This is a genomic window from Neisseria arctica, from assembly GCF_022870905.1.
GTDB lineage: Bacteria > Pseudomonadota > Gammaproteobacteria > Burkholderiales > Neisseriaceae > Neisseria > Neisseria arctica.
In genome coordinates, this window is sequence record NZ_CP091510.1 from 1730413 (window position 1) to 1748788 (window position 18376).

General features: G+C 49.3%; 16 protein-coding genes. 9 read left to right on the forward strand and 7 right to left on the reverse strand.

All coding sequences use genetic code 11. The features are described from left to right. Nucleotides 1-28: 28 nt before the first annotated feature. From betA to LVJ86_RS08010, 5 genes are all read left to right on the forward strand, one after another. On the forward strand, nt 29-1711 hold the full coding sequence (gene betA / locus LVJ86_RS07990; RefSeq protein ID WP_047760367.1) for a choline dehydrogenase: 1683 nt from the start codon (nt 29-31) through the stop codon (nt 1709-1711). A 37-nt stretch (nt 1712-1748) separates the two neighbouring features. Further along, nucleotides 1749-3557 carry a BCCT family transporter gene (locus LVJ86_RS07995; RefSeq protein WP_082131232.1) on the forward strand — a complete coding sequence of 603 codons (1809 nt, stop codon included), beginning with the start codon at nt 1749-1751 and terminating at the stop codon, nt 3555-3557. A gap of 66 nt (nt 3558-3623) precedes the next feature. After that, nucleotides 3624-5633, forward strand: a complete 2010-nt coding sequence (gene betT, locus LVJ86_RS08000) for a choline BCCT transporter BetT (protein ID WP_047760368.1) — start codon at nt 3624-3626, stop codon at nt 5631-5633. A gap of 114 nt (nt 5634-5747) precedes the next feature. Further along, nucleotides 5748-6131, forward strand: a complete 384-nt coding sequence (gene crcB / locus LVJ86_RS08005) for a fluoride efflux transporter CrcB (RefSeq protein WP_152667029.1) — start codon at nt 5748-5750, stop codon at nt 6129-6131. A 28-nt stretch (nt 6132-6159) separates the two neighbouring features. After that, entirely contained in the window at nt 6160-6924 is a 765-nt protein-coding gene (locus LVJ86_RS08010; RefSeq protein ID WP_047760370.1) for a TatD family hydrolase, read from the forward strand. Nucleotides 6925-7054: 130 nt separating this feature from the next. Here the strand turns inward: LVJ86_RS08010 and LVJ86_RS08015 are convergent, their stop codons facing one another. After that, nucleotides 7055-8539 carry an alanine/glycine:cation symporter family protein gene (locus LVJ86_RS08015; protein ID WP_047760371.1) on the reverse strand — a complete coding sequence of 495 codons (1485 nt, stop codon included), beginning with the start codon at nt 8537-8539 and terminating at the stop codon, nt 7055-7057. Nucleotides 8540-9037: 498 nt separating this feature from the next. Between LVJ86_RS08015 and LVJ86_RS08020 the strand changes: the two genes are divergently transcribed. From LVJ86_RS08020 to LVJ86_RS08035, 4 genes are all read left to right on the forward strand, one after another. Next, on the forward strand, nt 9038-10198 hold the full coding sequence (locus LVJ86_RS08020) for an FAD-dependent monooxygenase (RefSeq protein WP_047760372.1): 1161 nt from the start codon (nt 9038-9040) through the stop codon (nt 10196-10198). A 27-nt stretch (nt 10199-10225) separates the two neighbouring features. Further along, on the forward strand, nt 10226-10669 hold the full coding sequence (locus LVJ86_RS08025) for a GNAT family N-acetyltransferase (protein ID WP_047760373.1): 444 nt from the start codon (nt 10226-10228) through the stop codon (nt 10667-10669). 6 nt (nt 10670-10675) lie between these two features. Beyond that, nucleotides 10676-11836 (forward strand): UbiH/UbiF family hydroxylase, encoded by a 1161-nt coding sequence (locus LVJ86_RS08030; RefSeq protein ID WP_152667027.1) that lies wholly within the window; start codon nt 10676-10678, stop codon nt 11834-11836. An 85-nt stretch (nt 11837-11921) separates the two neighbouring features. Continuing rightward, the gene (locus LVJ86_RS08035; RefSeq protein WP_047760374.1) at nt 11922-12599 is read left to right on the forward strand and encodes an epoxyqueuosine reductase QueH; all 678 of its coding nucleotides are present in this window, start codon (nt 11922-11924) and stop codon (nt 12597-12599) included. A gap of 175 nt (nt 12600-12774) precedes the next feature. Here the strand turns inward: LVJ86_RS08035 and hflX are convergent, their stop codons facing one another. The 6 genes from hflX to ispH form a co-directional block, all read right to left on the reverse strand. Next, nucleotides 12775-13884 carry a GTPase HflX gene (gene hflX, locus LVJ86_RS08040; RefSeq protein WP_047760375.1) on the reverse strand — a complete coding sequence of 370 codons (1110 nt, stop codon included), beginning with the start codon at nt 13882-13884 and terminating at the stop codon, nt 12775-12777. A gap of 254 nt (nt 13885-14138) precedes the next feature. After that, nucleotides 14139-14996 carry a phosphatidylserine decarboxylase gene (locus tag LVJ86_RS08045; RefSeq protein ID WP_047760376.1) on the reverse strand — a complete coding sequence of 286 codons (858 nt, stop codon included), beginning with the start codon at nt 14994-14996 and terminating at the stop codon, nt 14139-14141. Nucleotides 14997-15137: 141 nt separating this feature from the next. Then, a complete protein-coding gene (locus LVJ86_RS08050) occupies nt 15138-15467 on the reverse strand; it encodes a YegP family protein (RefSeq protein ID WP_047760377.1) in 330 nt (109 codons plus the stop codon). A 381-nt stretch (nt 15468-15848) separates the two neighbouring features. Next, nucleotides 15849-16772, reverse strand: coding sequence for a CobW family GTP-binding protein (locus tag LVJ86_RS08055; protein WP_047760378.1), 924 nt, complete (start codon nt 16770-16772; stop codon nt 15849-15851). Continuing rightward, on the reverse strand, nt 16763-17230 hold the full coding sequence (locus LVJ86_RS08060; protein ID WP_047760379.1) for a Fur family transcriptional regulator: 468 nt from the start codon (nt 17228-17230) through the stop codon (nt 16763-16765). Before LVJ86_RS08060 ends, LVJ86_RS08055 begins: the two co-directional genes overlap by 10 nt. Before the next feature lie 162 nt (nt 17231-17392). Further along, nucleotides 17393-18334: a 4-hydroxy-3-methylbut-2-enyl diphosphate reductase gene (gene ispH, locus LVJ86_RS08065; protein WP_047760380.1), complete on the reverse strand. Its 942-nt coding sequence runs from the start codon at nt 18332-18334 to the stop codon at nt 17393-17395. Between the last annotated feature and the right edge of the window lie 42 nt (nt 18335-18376).

The following is an 18376-nucleotide window of genomic DNA, read 5'->3' on the forward strand; positions in this document are numbered from 1 at the left end:
CCGTCTGAAACACCCAAAAGGGATAACCATGACTCTCAAATCCGCTTACGACTACATCATCATCGGCGCCGGCAGCGCCGGCAATGTATTGGCCGCACGGCTTACCGAAGACGAAAATGTTTCCGTGCTGCTGCTTGAAGCCGGCTTGCCCGACTACCGTCTTGATTTTCGTACCCAAATGCCGGCCGCACTCGCCATGCCGCTGCAAGGCACAACCTACAACTGGGGTTATAAAACCGATCCCGAGCCGTTTATGAACAACCGTATTATGGATTGCGGCCGCGGCAAAGGTTTGGGCGGTTCATCTCTGATTAACGGCATGTGTTACATCCGCGGCAACGCACTCGATTTCGACCACTGGGCAAAAAAACCGGGGTTGGAAAACTGGAGCTATCTCGATTGTCTGCCCTATTTCAAAAAAGCCGAACACCGTGATGCGGGAGAAAACACCTATCACGGCGCTGATGGCCCGATACACGTTACCACCGCCAAGCCCGGTACTAATCCCCTGTTTGAAGCCATGATTCAAGCCGGTGTAGATGCCGGCTACCCTCGTACCGACGATTTGAACGGCTACCAACAAGAAGGCTTCGGACCGATGGACCGCTTCGTTACGCCAAACGGCCGCCGTTCTTCCACCGCCCGCGGCTATCTTGACATGGCAAAACACCGCGAGCGGCTAACCATTCTTACCGGCGCGCTTACGGATATTATTCTATTTGACGGCAAACGTGCCCGTGGTGTGCGTTTCGAACATCAAAAGCAAATGCACAGTGTCGAAGCGCGCCGCGAAGTAATTTTGTGTGCGGGTGCGATTGCCTCGCCGCAGATTTTGCAACGCAGCGGCATCGGCCCGGGAGAATGGCTGCAAGAGGCAGGCATCACCGAAATATTGGATTTACCGGGAGTGGGCAACAACCTGCAAGACCATCTCGAACTCTATATGCAGTACGAATGTACCCAACCGGTATCCATTGCCCCTGCCACACAGTGGTGGAACAAACCCGCCATCGGTGCAGAGTGGCTGTTTAACGGCACCGGCTTGGGTGCGACCAACCATTTTGAAGGCGGCGGCTTCATCCGCAGCGATGAAAAATTCGCTTGGCCGAATATCCAATACCACTTTTTGCCCATCGCAGTCCGTTACGACGGGCGCAACGCCAGCAAATCCCACAGTTTCCAAGCGCACGTCGGCTCAATGCGCTCTCTCAGCCGCGGCCGTGTAAAACTCAAGTCGCGCAACCCGGCAGAACACCCGAGTATTTTGTTCAACTACATGAGTCACGAGCAAGACTGGGAAGAGTTCCGCGCCGCTATCCGCATCACCCGCGAAATCATGAACCAACCGGCCTTAGATCCTTACCGCGGCAAAGCCATTACACCGCCCGAGCATCTGCAAAGTGATGCCGAATTGGACGAATATGTGCGTAACCACGCGGAAACCGCTTACCACCCTTCCTGTACCTGTGCGATGGGTGAAGGCAACGAAGCGGTAACAGACAGTCAAGGGCGCGTACACGGTATAGAAGCTTTACGTGTAGTCGACGCATCCATTATGCCCGACATCATTACCGGCAATCTGAATGCCACCACAATCATGCTGGCTGAAAAAATTGCCGACCAAATCCGCGGCCGCACACCGCTGCCGAAATCCAATGCCGCCTATTACGTTGCCAACGGTGTTCCGGTGCGTGGTGCCGCCAAACGATAAGGCCGTCTGAAACGGCTATAAAATAAGGAAGTCATGTATGACGAAACACGACACTTCTCCTCAGAGAACATATAAGCAGGTCAAACAAACCACTTATAAACACCTCGGTATGTTTGATTCCGATAAAAACTTCAAACCCCGCCCTTCCTCTTCACAGCCCAATACCCGTATTGATAAATTTACTTTTTTCGGCGTATTGCTGATTGTATTGAGCGTTACCGTACCGCTGGTACTGTTTCCTGCTGAAGGAGCCGATTGGGTGGCTCAAACCAAGCAATTCGTTACCCATAAATTCGGCGGTGCCTATTTGGCATTTGGTGCGTTAGCACTGATTTTCGTGATTTATATCTGCACTTCGGATATCGGTAATATCAAACTGGGCAAGCCTGAAGATGATATCGAATTCAAAACCGGCTCGTGGGCTGCAATGATGTTCTGCGGCGGCATCGGCGCCAGTATTATGTATTGGGGTATTTTGGAATGGGTCTACTACTACCAAGGCCCGCCCTTCGGAATCGAACCTGCCACACCCGAAGCCATACGCTGGGCGTCTACTTACGGTTTGTTCCACTGGGGACCCGTAGCTTGGGCAATTTACTTGGTACCCGCTATTTCCATCGCTTATTTCGCCCATGTGCGTAACTCACCGATTTTAAAAGTCAGCCAGAGCCTGATGCCGCTTTTCGGGGAAAAATTCACCAAAAGCAATTGGGGCAAAATGGTAGACGTCTTCTTTATTTTCGGCATGATAGGCGGCGGTGCCACCACTTTAGGTTTGGCCTCTCCGATGATTACCGAAGGACTGCATGAATTATTTAACGTACCCAGCAATATCACTACCCAATTGGTTGTCTTACTGGTAACTACCATGATTTTTGCCTACAGCGCCTATCAGGGGCTTCGTAGCGGCATTCAGTTTTTATCCAATATCAATTTCTATTTGGCCATTGCCCTACTGATATTTGTACTACTGGCCGGGCCGACGACATTTATCTTGGATACCGGTTTGGAAAGCCTCGGACGCTCCCTCACCCAAATGGTCACGATGATGACTTGGACGGAAGCATTCGGCCAATTTACCGATCACGGCTTTAAAAATACCGGTTTTCCGCAAGACTGGACAGTATTCTATTGGGCATGGTGGCTGGTGTTTGCCCCGACTATCGGCCTCTTTATCGCCAAAATCTCCAAAGGCCGCACCATCCGCCAAATGGCCGTAGGGTCAATCTTTTTCGGTTCGCTCGGTTGCGCCGTATTTTTCATCATTTTGGGTAACTACGGTCTGTATATGCAGTTAAGCGGCACGTTAGATGTTGTTGCCACACTGAACAACCAAGGTGCTACCGCAACCATCTTTGCCGTACTCAATACCCTGCCTATGCCTAAAATAGTGATCGCTGTGTTCACCGTATTGGCCGTTTTATTTACCGCAACCACTTTTGACAGCATTTCCTACATTCTGGCTTCGGTTGTGCAACATGAGGTAGACGACGAACCCCATCGTTGGAACCGCTTATTTTGGGCATTTACCTTGTGTCTCATGCCTGCCGTATTAATGTTTATCGGCGACTTGTCTACTCTTCAGACGGCCTCTATTTTTGCCGGAGCGCCCCTACTGGTAATCATGAGCCTCATCATGCTTTCTACCATTAAAGCGGCCAAATACGATTTGTATTACCAACCCGACTATTCGCTAAAAACCATCCATATCGAAGAAGTACCGCACAATTCGCCTTGGGAGCAAGGGCAAACTTCAGAAGCCCCGGAAGGTTCGGTATTGGCACAACAAGCTGTGTACGAAGAAAAACGCCAACAGCAAAATGTAAAAAAAGAAGAAGAAAACTAATTACCCGTGTGGCGGCATCAAGCATTATCAAACACTGCCGCCCCACACATATAAGGAGGATTAGCTATGCACAATAGCCAGCCAACCGGCACAGGACAAACGTTACAAGTCAACAAAACCGTTTTCCTTGCCTCTTCTGCACTAACAATCGCGCTGATTTTATTTACCATCTTATTTCCAGCAGCCGGCGAAGCCGTTTTGGGCAATTCTTTACGCTGGGTGTCCGACCACTTCGGCTGGTACTACATGCTGGTTGTGGCCGCTTACGGTATTTTTTCTCTATTTGTCGGTTTTTCCCGCTACGGCGACATCAAACTCGGACAAGACCAAGACAAACCCGACTTCCCCTTTCTTGCTTGGGCAGCCATGCTTTTCTCAGCAGGCATCGGTATTGATCTGTTGTTTTTCGGCGTTTCCGAACCGCTCACCCATTACCTCACCCCCAATATCGGCGAAGGCGGCACACCCGCAGCCGCACGTGCGGCTATGGCGCAAACCTTTCTACACTGGGGCTTGCACGGGTGGGGTATTTACGCACTAATAGGTATGGCCTTGGCTTATTTCGCCTACCGCAAAAATATGCCGCTCGCGCTGCGCAGCGCATTAGTACCGGTATTCGGCGCACGTTATGCAAATGGCTGGCTGGGTAATACCGTAGATATTTTCGGGGTAGTATGTACCTTACTGGGTATCGCTACCAGTTTGGGTATCGGCGTATTACAAGCCAATGCCGGCCTCACTCATGTTTTCGGTATCGAAACCAGTAAAACGGTTCAGACGGCTATTATTATCAGTGTCGTGATTGCAGCCGGCTTGTCGGCTATGTCGGGCGTAGAAAAAGGCGTCCGCCGTTTGTCCGAAATCAATATGCTTGGCGCCACCGGGCTATTGATTGCTCTACTGGTGATGGGTCCCACCGTCTTCCTGCTCAACGGCTTGGTCGACAACATCGGCTATTACTTCCAAAACATCGTCAATAAAACTTTTCAAGTTTATGCTTACGAAGGAGAAAAAGGCGCGGAATGGAAATCTTGGTGGACCATCTTCTTTTGGGCATGGTGGGTGGCGTGGGCACCGTTTGTCGGTCTGTTCATCGCCCGTATTTCACGCGGGCGTACCTTGCGCGAATTTGTGTTCGGCGTAATGTTTATCCCTCTCGGCTTTATCTTTGCGTGGTTCTCTATTTTCGGCAACAGCGCCATCGACTTAGTCAATAGCGGGCAAGCAGCCGATTTGGCCAAAATGGCGAGCGAAGAGCCTGCAATGGGCATGTTTTTACTGTTTGAACATTATCCGATGGCCACTCTTTGGTCTACCTTGGGTGTGATTATCGGGCTGATCTTCTTCGTTACCTCCGCCGACTCGGGTGCATTAGTTTTAGCCAATTTAAGCTCGAAAAACCTTTCCAACGATACCGATGCCCCGATTTGGCTGCGCTTGTTTTGGGCTGCCGCTACCGGACTCATTACACTCGGCCTTCTCTTTGCAGGCGGTTTCTCATCCTTGCAATCTGTATCTGTTGTGGCAGGATTGCCCTTCTCTCTGATTCTGGTAGTGTATATGGTTTCCATGTGGAAAAGCCTGCGCCAAGAAGGCAACAAACGAAAAGCCAACCAAGTGGATAAAGCTTTCGTACTGGATAACGGCCAAAACTGGCGCAATCGGCTTAACCGCTTGGTTAACTTCCCAAGCGCCAAAACCGCATTACGTTTTATAGTAAAAACCTTACAACCCGCCATGCTTGAAGTGGCACACGAACTGCAAAACAAAGGTATTGACTCCCGCCTCTCGCAAGATAAAACCAACCACCGCCTCAAACTTGAAGTACTGCACGGCGAAGAGGTTGATTTTCTGTATGAGGTTCGTTTGGTCGAAGCCATTAAACCGGTTTTCGCCCTAGGGCAAGCAGGTAATTTATCGCCCTCGAAAGAGCAGGAAAAATACTACCGTGCCGAAGTTTTCCTAAGCGAAGGCAGCCAAGATTATGACATTGTCGGCTATACCAAAGAGCAAATTATCATCGATATTCTGAGCCAGTATGAACGGCATATGCAGTTTCTGCATTTAGAACGCTGATAATTGCAGGTTGTTTTCAACAAAAGCAAACAAACTGCGTTTCTATACATTTGCATAGTGCGCTAAAATAGGCAGCCGTAAGCGGTTGCCTATTATTTATCCCATACCATGCCTATATTGACCAATCTCCTCCTCATTTCCACCGGTGCCGCAACCGGCGCCGTAATACGCTGGGCCTTGGGTTTGTGGCTTGCTGATACGCTTTCGTACCTGGCGCTAGGCACCTTGGCGGCCAATTGGATCGGCGCCTATATAATCGGTATCGCTGCCGCACTCATACAATATACCGATTTGCTTCCTCCGCAATGGCGGCTACTACTAATAACCGGCTTTCTCGGTAGTTTGACTACTTTTTCAGGTTTTTCGCTCGAAATCATCAATATGCTGCAAATGCATCGTTGGATGGCTGCATTTACAACTATCTCCCTGCATCTTTTCGGTTCCCTACTACTCACATTGCTGGGTATGCTGACCGTAACGGCCTTTTTCAAAGGCTGAAACATTCACCCCCAGTTAAGCATTTGATATGTTTACCGACTCTCACTGCCATCTTGCAGACAAAGCAATATTACCCAAACTGGATACCGTTATGCAGCAAGCGGCGGAAGCCGGTATTTGCCGCTTTATCGTTCCCGCTACCCATCACGGTGATTTTAATTCCGTCGCCACTCTCAACATATATCCGCAAATTCATACCGCTTTCGGCATTCATCCTTGGTTTACGAATAGTACCTTACCCGACCACCTGCAACAGCTCGAAAAACTACTTAGAAAATACCCCTATGCACTTGTAGGTGAAATCGGGCTGGATTTCCAATATGGAAGCCCTGATACGAACGCACGTCAGCGGCAAACCGAACTACTGCGACACCAGCTCGAATTAGCCGGGCAATACCGCCGCCCTGTGATTCTACATAACCTAAAATCCACAGAAGCTTTGGTTTCTGCACTCAAAACCGCACGCTACAGTTACGGCGGGATTGCCCATGCCTTTTCCGGCAGCTTGGAAGAAGCCCGCCGCCTGATAGATTGCGGCCTCTTAATCGGAATCGGCTCACTTTTACTCAATCCCAATGCAAAAAAAGCCCGGCAAGCGGCAACCGAACTTTCTCTCGAGCATATTGTTCTTGAAACCGACAGCCCCTTTATGCTCCCTAAACAAACCAACACACCCGCCAATCTGCGCCGTATTGCCGAAACTGTAGCGCTCCTACGCGGAATTTCTTTAGCTGAACTGGCCGAACACACTGAAAACAATATCAACCGCTTACTCGATTTTCAGACGGCATAAAATCATATCCGCACAAATAATCGGTTGGAGCAAACCAAACATCTCTTTTTCTTCACCCAAAACATTCATGAAAAATCCCGCCGTATTTATCCGGCGGGATTGCAGATTACAACTTACAACAGAAAATTGATTATTTATTGTCTTTAGAAGAATCGGCCTGTTGGGTAAACTTACGGCGGATCTCTGCCCACAGCTCGGTATTTAAATGTACGCCATTTTCTTCGGGAACATACATCGGATCCTTACCCTCTTTCAACTGACGCTCGTAGTCTTTCAAACAAGCCAAAGCAGGCTTTTGCAGGAACAGAATACCGATAATGTTCAGCCAAGCCATCAAGCCGACGCCCAAGTCACCCAAGCCCCAAGCCAATTCCGCTGTTTTCACGCTACCGTATACCACTACTACAATGATGCCAATTTTCAGTAACGTAATCGCCCAATCCATTTTAATTTTGCTACTTAGATATTTGATATTGGTTTCGGCGATATAGTAATAAGCCATAATCGTCGTAAAGGCAAAGAAAAACAATGCCAATGCCACGAAAACAGAGCCGAAGCCGGGCATAATACTTTCCATAGCGGTTTGCGTATAACCTGCGCCGGCCTGAATGCTCGAACTGGGAACACCTTGGTACACAAAACCCGAACCATCAGGTTTTACAACGTTATACATACCGGTAACCAGCAACATAAAACCTGTAGCCGAGCACACAAACAAGGTATCGATATATACTGAAAAAGCTTGTACCAAACCCTGTTTGGCCGGATGGCTCACATTCGCGGCACCCGCAGGATGCGGTCCGGTACCTTGGCCCGCCTCATTTGAGTATACACCGCGTTTCACACCCCATTGGATTGCCAAACCGATCATGGCACCAAATCCTGCATGCAAGCCGAAAGCGGATTCAAAAATCAGTGTAAGTACTTTTGGCAAATCATGGATATGCAACAACACAATCACCACTGCCACAATAATATAAGCCAAAGCCATAAAGGGAACGATAATTTCTGCCGCTTTGGCGATACGTTTTACGCCGCCGAAAATAATGAAGCCTAACAAAATGGCGATAATGGCGGCAGTAACCGATTGGGGCACATCCAAAGCATTGCTCATACTATCGGCAATCGAATTAGCCTGCACGCCCGGCAGCAGCAAACCACATGCCAAAATAGCCGAGACAGCAAACAAAATACCGTACCAAGTCTGCCCCAAGCCTTTTTCAAAATAATAAGCCGGACCGCCCCTGTATTCGCCGTCTTGCTTTTCTTTATAAATTTGTCCCAATGCAGACTCGATAAATGCCGTGCTGGCACCTAAAAACGCCACCACCCACATCCAAAACAAAGCACCCGGACCACCGAAAGTAATAGCGGTTGCAACACCGGCAATATTACCCGTGCCGACACGCCCTGCCAGCGACATAGCCAAAGCCTGAAACGATGAAACACCTTCATCACTACTTTTACCGTCAAACAGCAATTTGATCATTTGCCGTAAGTGGCGTAATTGTAAAAAACGGGTACGGATAGAAAAATACAATCCCACCCCCAAGCACAAATAAATCAGCGCAGGGCTCCAAACCCATCCGTTGAGCATATTAACGAATTCCAACATAATGCTCTCTTTTCCTAAAAAATGAATATTGACGCCCCTAAATCCGTTTCGGGGTCCGGTAACGGCTTCAATTGCCGTTATCTATTTATTCCCCACAACATTATTAACATAAATACAAAATATTTATAATTTTGTTATGAATCGTAAACAGACAAGTTGGTTTCTACCTCATTCGTATGCCCTAAGCAAGCTATTTCTCTCATCGGTCGCCGTTTTTACCTATTTAAATATAAACGGATATTTCGGCTTACAAGGGGATATTGATACCCGAACCGCATACACAAAATAAAAATATCGCTTTAATTTCATAGCCTATAACACTCGCCAATACCGGCCTAATCTTTACATTAATATTAAAACCAGTGTTGTGTGGCAAAAAACGTTCAAAATCAAATAAAACAACCTAGCAGTATCTTTTACGCAACCACTATCCAGCCGTTTAACCGCCGCTGTAAATCCGCTAAAATAAAGGCCATCTGAAACCCGAGGCACCAAATTATGCAAACTATTCCCACTCATACCCAAATTGCCGTTATCGGCGCAGGCCCGGTGGGCGTATTGGCGGCCTTGGCATTACAGCGTTCAGGGCATCAGGTATTATTGGTAGAAGCAAGGCCCCAAAATGCGGTCATCCGCGACAGGCGGACACTGGCTTTATCATTTAACAGCGTGCGCGCTTTCGAAGATGCAGGCGTAAAACTCTCATCGGCAGAGGGTACGCCCATTACCGACGTACACATTTCACAACAAGGCGTATTTGGCCGCACCCTCTTGCGTGCTGAAGATATGGGCGTCGCAGCCTTAGGACGTACTGTTGATTACGCCGTGATTATGCAAGCATGCACCGATGCGCTGTCTGCCCAACAATTACGTATTTTATGGCAAACGCCCGTACGGCAAGTCCGCACCCTCAGCCGTTTTGCCGAACTGGATATTGAACAAAACGGGCATACCCACAGCATCACCGCCGATTGGGTCATTCTGGCGGAAGGCGGCCACCTTACAGATAATCTTCCCGGCCTTCGCCGCCACAGCTACGATTACCGCCAATCCGCCTTAGTTACCACTTTGGAATTCGAGCAAGGCAACAACGGTACGGCATACGAACGCTTTGCCGATGACGGCCCCTTTGCCCTACTGCCCTACCACCAAGCCTACCGGCTGGTGTGGACACGTTCCCCCGCTGATGCCCGGTCATTGGCGGATATGCCGTTTGACGACTTCGCCCGGGTATTCGAAAATGCTTTCGGCAACCGTTTAGGCCGTCTGAAAGCACGCGGAGATGCGGCAGTGTTCCCACTGCAACTCAAACAGCTCAATAAAGTTTACAGCGGCCGCGTCATCTGTATCGGCAATGCCGCACAAACCATGCACCCCGTTGCCGCACAAGGGCTGAATTTGGGCGTACGTGATGCCCTTGCATTAGCTCAGTGTTTCGGCAGCAATCCCAACCTTAACAATAATCAACTGGCGCAACAATATGCTGCACGGAGACGTCTCGACGCCCATGCGATCGTCGGCTTTACCCATAGCCTGGTTACTCTGTTCGACCATCCCGACGCCCTGCTCAAACTCGGGCGCGGCGGCATCATGAGCCTGCTCGACAGTTTGCCTGCCGCCCGCAAAAAATTTACCGAACAGCTGATTTTCGGTTTATAAGCAAACATCTAAAGAAAGCCCGATAATATGCAAACTGTTTTGCGCTGCTTTTACGAACTCGGCATCCACGAGCTATATGCCATACTGGCCTTACGCAGCCGCGTGTTTGTTGTCGAACAAGAATGCCCCTACCAAGATCCGGACGGTGAAAAAGATTTCCAAGCACTACACCTTCTGATTCAAGACGGCCAACAGCTCGCCGCCTATGCCCGTATCCTCCCCCCGAGCCAAGGTATACCCGCTATCGGCCGCGTGGTTACCGCGCCCGAATACAGAGGTAAAGGCATGGCGCGAAACCTGATGCAGCAGGCCATCGCCGTCTGCCGTAACCGCTGGCCCCAAACTGCAATTGCCATTCAGGCACAAAGCTACCTGATTGATTTTTACAAATCATTAGGTTTCACACCCGTTTCCATAGAATACCTTGAAGACGGCATACCGCATGTGGATATGCAGCTCAAGGCCGTCTGAAAAGTGATGATGATGCAAACTGTTTACGATACCCTGATTATCGGCGGAGGATTAGTCGGCGCAGCCATGGCCGTTGCCCTCAAACGCCAAAATCGCGAAGTCGCCCTGCTAGAAATCCGCCCGCCCTCTACCGATGAAATTACTTTGCAACAAGGGTGGGACGCGCGTATTTATGCCATCAGCCCCGCCAACCAAGCATTCTTGCAATCTCTCGGCGCATGGCCGTCTGAAAGCCGTATCCAAGCCGTTGCCCGTATGGACGTACGCGGCGACAACGGCGGGCGTATCGAATTCAATGCCGCGGATATCCATTCCGAACGCCTCACGAGCATCGCTGAAAACCGTTGGCTGCTTGCAGCCTTATGGCGGCAAATCGAGGCTCTAGGCATTCCCGTCATCAGCGAGCCTGCCGCCGCTATAGAAACCGACAACGAAAAAGCCATCCTGACCCTGCAAAACGGCCAATGTCTCAACACCCGCCTGATTATCGGGGCAGACGGTGCCAATTCATGGGTACGCAATCAAGCAGGTATCCAAACGCGTGAAGATGCCTACAACCATCACGGCGTAGTCGCCAACTTCCACACTGAAAAAAACCACCATGGTACGGCCTACCAATGGTTTAAAAACGGTGAGGTTTTAGCCTACCTGCCCCTGCCGGACAACAAAATCTCCATTGTTTGGAGTACTGCCGAACCGGAAAAACTCACCGCCTTATCTCCCCAAGAATTGGCCGATGCCGTTATCCGCCAAGGAGAATATGCTCTCGGGCAGCTTTCCCTGCTTTCACCCGCCTTCGCCTTCAATCTAATTCTCCGCCGTCCCGAAAGTACCATTGCCCAAAGGATTATGCTGATAGGCGATGCCGCCCATACCATCCATCCGCTGGCCGGCCAAGGTGTGAATCTCGGCTTCGGCGATGTTATCGAATTTGCCAAAATCAGCAACGGTCTGCCTGATATCGGCGCACACCAAGTGCTGAAACGCTACGCGCAAAACCGCCTTGAGCCCGTCCGCACCATGCAGCTCGGCTGCGACGGCTTGTTCAAACTTTTCGGCGAACAAAATCTGCCCGCCCTGCCTTGGCTGCGCAATACCGGCCTGAATCTGGTCAATGCCGCCGCTCCGCTGAAAAACCGCCTAATCAAACACGCCATGGGTTTATAACACAACACTTAACATAGCAATCTGCTAAAATAACGGCCTTTATCCTATTTGCACGGTTGCGAAGCCGTCTGAAACACACACTATTATGAGCGACAATACCAACGAAAAAGCTTTCGAACGCCCCACACTGATTCCGCCCGGCGGTCATAAAAAAGTGCTGCTGCACTCCTGCTGCGCCCCCTGCTCCGGCGAAGTGATGGAAGCCATGCTGGCTTCTGGGATCGACTTCACTATCTATTTCTACAACCCCAATATCCACCCCAAAAAAGAATACGAAATCCGCAAAAACGAAAATATCGCTTTTGCCGAAAAACACGGTATTCCATTTATCGATGCCGATTACGATGTCGATAATTGGTTCGAACGCGCCAAAGGTATGGAAATGGATCCCGAGCGCGGCCGCCGATGCACCATGTGTTTCGATATGCGTTTCGAGCGAACCGCCCTCTACGCCCATGAAAACGGTTTCCCCGTCATCACCAGCAGCTTGGGCATATCACGCTGGAAAAACATGAACCAAATCAACGATTGCGGTGTACGCGCCGCCGAAAAATACCCCGGCCTTACCTACTGGGAATACAACTGGCGCAAGGGTGGCGGCAGCGCACGCATGATTGAAATCAGCAAACGCGAACACTTCTACCAACAAGAATACTGCGGCTGCGCCTACTCGCTGCGCGATACCAACCACCACCGCAAATCGCAAGGCCGCCCGCCGATTAAAATCGGTGTGAAATACTACGGCGACGAAGAAGAAAATTAAGCAAGCCGCGTATATCGCAATCATCATAAAGGCCGTCTGAAAACGATATTTTCAGACGGCCTTTATGATAGGAAAATATTCGGCTACGGCTTATGCCTACCGACTACTACAAACCAATAAAAATAAAGCTGCCATACATATTATCCCAATAAACAATATTTTCGAGGTATAGAAGTTACTTCCTATCCTGCTTTAGTGCGACATACTCCACCATAGCCACACGCAAATCATCCAAACCATCACCGTTTACTGCGGAAATATTAACCGCCGCCGCACGCCCTTCGTGGTCGCGCAATATGCCTGCTTGATGCGCTTTTCCAGGCAGCAGGTCGATTTTGTTATAGACCACCAATTGAGGGATCTCGTGTGCGCCGATTTCTTTCAGCACCTCGTTCACATCATCCATCTGCCGTTCGAAATGCGGATGGGAAATATCCACTACATGCAACAAAACATCGGCCAAAGCGGTTTCCTCCAGCGTTGCCGAGAAAGCAGAAACCAGCTTGTGCGGCAAATCGCGTACAAAACCTACCGTATCGGTAAGGATAACGCTTGCCTCTGGCGAAAGATAAAGCCGCCGTGCGGTGGTATCCAGCGTGGCGAAAAGCTGGTCTTTCGCCAGCACATCAGCCTTGGTGAGACGGTTAAACAGGCTGGATTTTCCGGCATTGGTATAACCGACCAATGCAAACGTGGGCAGGCTACCCGACATTCTGGATTTTCGGCGGGTCGCACGTTGTTTTTTCACTTGTTCCAGCTGTCGTTTCAGTGCGGTAATGCGGACATTAATCAAACGGCGGTCGGTTTCGAGCTGTGTTTCACCCGGCCCTTTCAGGCCGATACCGCCTCTTTGGCTTTGCAAATGCCCGTAACCGCGTACCAAACGGCCACTCAAATGGCTTAATTGTGCCAGCTCGACTTGCAACTTACCCTCTTGGCTTTGCGCCCGCTGGGCAAAAATAGCCAAAATCAGCCCTACTCTATCCAACACACGGCATTGCAGGACTTTTTCCAAGTTCCGCTCTTGGGTGGGCGTGAGTTCGTGGTTAAACACCACCAGCTCGATTTCATGCAGGCGAACTTGCTCTGCCAGCTCTTCGGCTTTACCCGTACCGACAAAAAAAGCACTCTGCGCCCGTTCGCGTTTTGCGGTTTCTATCCGCACCAAATCACCGCCGGTGGCGTGTACCAAATCGGCAGCTTCTGCCACGGCAGATTCAAAATCACGCTCGCGCGTTTCGTTTGCACCGGAATAATCGGTACTCAACATCACACCTACCAACATAACCCGTTCGGGCTTGCTAAGTGATTTGTCGATTTGGAATAAAGAAGGTTTTCGACTCAAAATATTTCCTTTTTTTCAGGCGGCCTGCTTTCTTTGGCGCAATACCGATAAAGACAAAACAATTATCTGTAACAAGCCTGTTTGGCGGCTATCAATCAAGCATTAGCATAACCGTATTAATCATATACCATTACCAGATAAAACAAAAAACGGTTTTCAGGCCGTCTGAAAACCGTTTCCAATGATTAACCGGATTATTTATCAAACTGCTTGTCTACGGCTGCTTGCACTTTGGCCGCCACATCTTCAATCATTTCCTGTTCGCCCGCTGCTTCGGGCTTTTCAGCCACTTCAACGTTTTCGGCAGAAACTTCGGCAGCATCGGTAGCCTCCTCACTTTCGATCGGCATCAAACCGGCTTCGGCGGCAGCAACCTCTGCCTGCGGAGCGGCAGCTTCAGGCGTACTCAACGGCAAACGGGCGAGAATGGTGCTGCTGGCACTGACTTTATCACCGATAGCGACTAAAGGTTCGGCATCCAGCGGCAAATACACATCTACCCGCGAACCGAAACGGATAAAGCCGTAACGGCCACCCCGATTTAACTTATCGCCCACTTTCACATAGCATAAGATACGGCGTGCTACCAAACCGGCAACTTGTACGAATGTGATTTCGCGACCGCTGGCAGTCGTTGCCAATACGGCATTACGTTCATTATCGGTACTGGCTTTATCCAAAGCGGCGTTCAAAAACTGACCCGGGTGGTATTGCACGCGGGTAACTTCCCCGTCTACCGGCGAGCGTTGCGAATGTACATTGAAAACATTCATGAATACGCTGATTTTCAACGCCTCTACCTGACGATAGGGGTCGGTTGCTTTACCGACGACTACAATGCGGCCGTCGGCAGGTGCCAAGATTGCATCGGGTTCTTGGGGAATATCTCGTGCAGGATCACGGAAAAATTGCAGTGCAAACACGGTAAAGAACCAAAACGGCAGCGACCACCAACCGGCACAGGCAGTTACCAGCAAACTGAGAACCAACCCTGCGGTAATAAACGGCCAACCCTCGCGGGCAATAATCGGATGCGGATAAAAACGAGGCATAGTGTCTGTCTTTCTTAGGTCAATATATAGGCGGATTATAGCCGATATTAGGCTGTATGGCGAAATACGGCAAATCCTACATACCAAGGCCGTCTGAAAATCATGGTGATTTCAGACGGCCTTACCTGCTTACAAAATCGGTTACATATCCTCTACCACACCTGCATTGGCCGCTCCGCTTTTCAATACGGCGATTGCAGTTTCACGAGCATCACTGCTTGCATACATACTGCTGCTGCCGATAACTTGACCATTGGCTGCTTTGAGGTTGAAATAAAATTTACCTGAACTGGTTTCTTTTAGCTCATAACGTGCTTCGTTCGCCGCGTTTTTCCGTACTGATTCGATGCCGTTTTGTGCAGCGGCTTTCGTACTGTATTGCTCACTGCGCAGGATGGTTTTATCTTTGTCATCCAAAAAATTGAAGTGAAATTGGCCTGCATCGTTTTTGCTCAGTTCAAACTTAGACATCTTGGTGGCTCCTTATCAAAAGCACTTTACATAAGGCCATTCAAGCGGTTTACCGCAACTTGACCCGATTTTCACTCAGGGATTAATGAATCTAAAAATAATTATTTCAATAACATTTACCAGATCATTACAACACTGAATATTTGCACTATATGAAGCGTCAAGATGCTTGTCAATACAAATAAATACCTGAAAATCCTTTGACACATAATTTTTCAATGCTTTACACGATTATATGAACGATACGAAAACATTGCACAATCCGCCTCAAAAACTTCTTGCTTTTCCGTTAACAAAGCCGTCTGAAAAATAGTTTTCAGACGGCTTTGTTAAATATGCTATGGAAAAGTTGTTGCCCATCATTGGAGCAGGCTGCCTCGCTTATTCCAAAGCTTCGGTAAGTTTTTTCTCGATTAAATCGGCATCAAACGATTTGGCAATCAGCTCGAAACGACTGTCCCTCCGCCACGAAACCTGATTTGCGCCCCATTGCCCGTCCACCCAATTGAGCCATACCCATGTACCCAATACTTGGAATACGCCTTTGGCACGCACCAAGCCTTCGGTCATCTTAGGCAAATCGTTGAAAAAGTTGGTCAGTCTTTCACCGTCAAAGTCTTGCCCTGCCGGAAATGTGAAACCTTGCGACTGAAAGCCCATCGTATTATCAGGCAATGCTTTAAGGCGGTAACGTGATTTCTCAATTACCGGCGTGTCCAGCCAGGCAATATCCATCTGTGCGTTTTCAACCTCGGCTACCAAAGCTTTAGGCGGAAACAGTTTGGCGGCTTTTTCGCGGAATTCAGCCATCGTTTCGGGTGTACACAAATCGGTTTTACTCGCTACCAAAATATCGCATACGCCGATTTGGTCTTTATACAATGCCTGCATGGCGTAATCAGGATTAACAAACTGACGCGGATCAACCACGGTAAATACAGCAGCGATTTCCAAACTCTGATCCAAAGGAGGTGCTTTAAGCTCGTCAATCACACTGGCGGCATGAGCCAAACCGCTGGCCTCAATCATTAAGCGGTCGGGGACGGTATCGCGCAACATTTTTTGAACCGTATTGCTCATTTGAGGGCCTGCGACACAGCATAAACAACCTCCTGCTATTTCGGCGACAGGTATGCCGTTATCACTCAATACGGCACCATCAATACCGATTTCACCGAATTCGTTGACGATAATTACCCATTTTTCGGCAGGGTCTTTTTGCGCCATCAAGCTTTTCAATGCGGTGGTTTTACCCGTACCCAAAAAGCCGGAAATCAAATGTACTTTGGTTTTTTTCACTGACATTGTTTGCAGATTCCTGTTAATACGACGTGTTCTTCTTTCAAGGCAAAGCCGCTGGCAGCCACACCTTCGCACAAAGCCGCCCATTCGCGGCTTAGAGTTTGCTCGTCTACCGAGCCGCACCCGGTACACACCAAAATAAACGCACTGTGGCGCGCCGCACTACCACCATCATGACAATGGCGGTCACATTGGTGGCGGGCATGACTGCACAATACATAACCGTTTACCGCAGCGACCTTATGCAGCACACCTTGCTCCGCCCAAAAATCCAATGCGCGGTAAGCGGTAGGCGGTGCGACAACACCCTCGCTTTGCTGCTGCATCTGTGCCAAAACGGTGTAGGCTTTGATAACACCGCTTTGCTGCAAAATAATATCAAGCACTTGTTCGCGTAAAGCAGTTACCTGCCCGCCCGTGCGTTTGGCTTGTTCGAGAATATTGTGCTTTACCGAGTTCATAATCTTTTCAGACGGCCTATCAAGATTGTTACATTATAGCGTTATTTGTTATCCAAATCCGCCACTAAACCATATTGTCGTGATAAAAACGCCGGACAAGCCGGCGCAGAAGAAAATACTGTCGGCCTGATAACAAACCGGACATAATACTTGCAGTTACATTTAATCTTTGCGCAACTCTTTGGGCAATACAAAGATAATATTCTCTTCTACCCCTTCGCCTTCGCGCACGGCATTAAAACCCCAGCCGTCTATCTTAGCCACAACTTCCTGCACCAACACTTCGGGGGCCGATGCGCCTGCGGTAATACCCACTTTACGCTTACCTTCAAACCATTCGGGCCTCAGATAACTTGCATTATCAACCATATAGGCATCCACACCACGCAAAGCGGCCACTTCGCGCAACCGGTTGCTGTTGGAAGAATTGGGCGAGCCCACCACCACCACTACGTCACAATCTTGAGCCAAAGCCTTAACGGCCTCTTGACGGTTGGTTGTGGCATAGCAGATATCTTCTTTATGCGGGCTGCGGATATTCGGGAACCGTGCTTTCAACGCATCAATAATATCCTTGGTTTCGTCTACCGAAAGTGTTGTTTGGCTCACATGCGAGAGTTTGTCAGTATCCACCACCTCCAATGAAGCCACATCTTCTACGGTTTCCACCAACAGCATATGCCCGGGTGGCAGTTGGCCCATCGTTCCCTCTACTTCGGGATGACCCTTATGGCCAATCATAATAATCTGATAGCCCTGCGCATCCAAACGGGCAACTTCTTTATGTACTTTCGTAACAAGCGGACAAGTAGCATCGAATACGCGGAAACCGCGTTCGGCCGCTTCATTTTGAACGGCCTTCGACACACCGTGCGCAGAATAAATCAGGGTAGCACCAGGTGGCACGTCCGCCAAATCCTCAATAAAAACGGCACCTTTTTCACGCAGGTTATCCACTACGAATTTGTTATGAACTACTTCGTGGCGCACGTAAATCGGTGCGCCGAACTCTTCAAGCGCACGCTCAACAATACTGATGGCACGGTCTACTCCCGCACAAAAGCCGCGAGGATTAGCCAGCATAATGGTTTTATTTGTTGTCATTTGTATTTCTCTGTAATCGGATAAATATCAGGCTTTCAGACG

What these genes read in the sequence shown, in the direction of transcription:
- betA (WP_047760367.1), top strand. Translation starts at nt 29, where the DNA reads ATGACTCTCAAATCCGCTTACGACTACATCATCATCGGCGCCGGCAGC.
- LVJ86_RS07995 (WP_082131232.1), top strand. Translation starts at nt 1,749, where the DNA reads ATGACGAAACACGACACTTCTCCTCAGAGAACATATAAGCAGGTCAAA.
- betT (WP_047760368.1), top strand. Translation starts at nt 3,624, where the DNA reads ATGCACAATAGCCAGCCAACCGGCACAGGACAAACGTTACAAGTCAAC.
- LVJ86_RS08010 (WP_047760370.1), top strand. Translation starts at nt 6,160, where the DNA reads ATGTTTACCGACTCTCACTGCCATCTTGCAGACAAAGCAATATTACCC.
- LVJ86_RS08015 (WP_047760371.1), bottom strand. Translation starts at nt 8,539, where the DNA reads ATGTTGGAATTCGTTAATATGCTCAACGGATGGGTTTGGAGCCCTGCG.
- LVJ86_RS08020 (WP_047760372.1), top strand. Translation starts at nt 9,038, where the DNA reads ATGCAAACTATTCCCACTCATACCCAAATTGCCGTTATCGGCGCAGGC.
- LVJ86_RS08025 (WP_047760373.1), top strand. Translation starts at nt 10,226, where the DNA reads ATGCAAACTGTTTTGCGCTGCTTTTACGAACTCGGCATCCACGAGCTA.
- LVJ86_RS08030 (WP_152667027.1), top strand. Translation starts at nt 10,676, where the DNA reads ATGATGATGCAAACTGTTTACGATACCCTGATTATCGGCGGAGGATTA.
- LVJ86_RS08035 (WP_047760374.1), top strand. Translation starts at nt 11,922, where the DNA reads ATGAGCGACAATACCAACGAAAAAGCTTTCGAACGCCCCACACTGATT.
- hflX (WP_047760375.1), bottom strand. Translation starts at nt 13,884, where the DNA reads ATGTTGGTAGGTGTGATGTTGAGTACCGATTATTCCGGTGCAAACGAA.
- LVJ86_RS08045 (WP_047760376.1), bottom strand. Translation starts at nt 14,996, where the DNA reads ATGCCTCGTTTTTATCCGCATCCGATTATTGCCCGCGAGGGTTGGCCG.
- LVJ86_RS08050 (WP_047760377.1), bottom strand. Translation starts at nt 15,467, where the DNA reads ATGTCTAAGTTTGAACTGAGCAAAAACGATGCAGGCCAATTTCACTTC.
- LVJ86_RS08055 (WP_047760378.1), bottom strand. Translation starts at nt 16,772, where the DNA reads ATGTCAGTGAAAAAAACCAAAGTACATTTGATTTCCGGCTTTTTGGGT.
- LVJ86_RS08060 (WP_047760379.1), bottom strand. Translation starts at nt 17,230, where the DNA reads ATGAACTCGGTAAAGCACAATATTCTCGAACAAGCCAAACGCACGGGC.
- ispH (WP_047760380.1), bottom strand. Translation starts at nt 18,334, where the DNA reads ATGACAACAAATAAAACCATTATGCTGGCTAATCCTCGCGGCTTTTGT.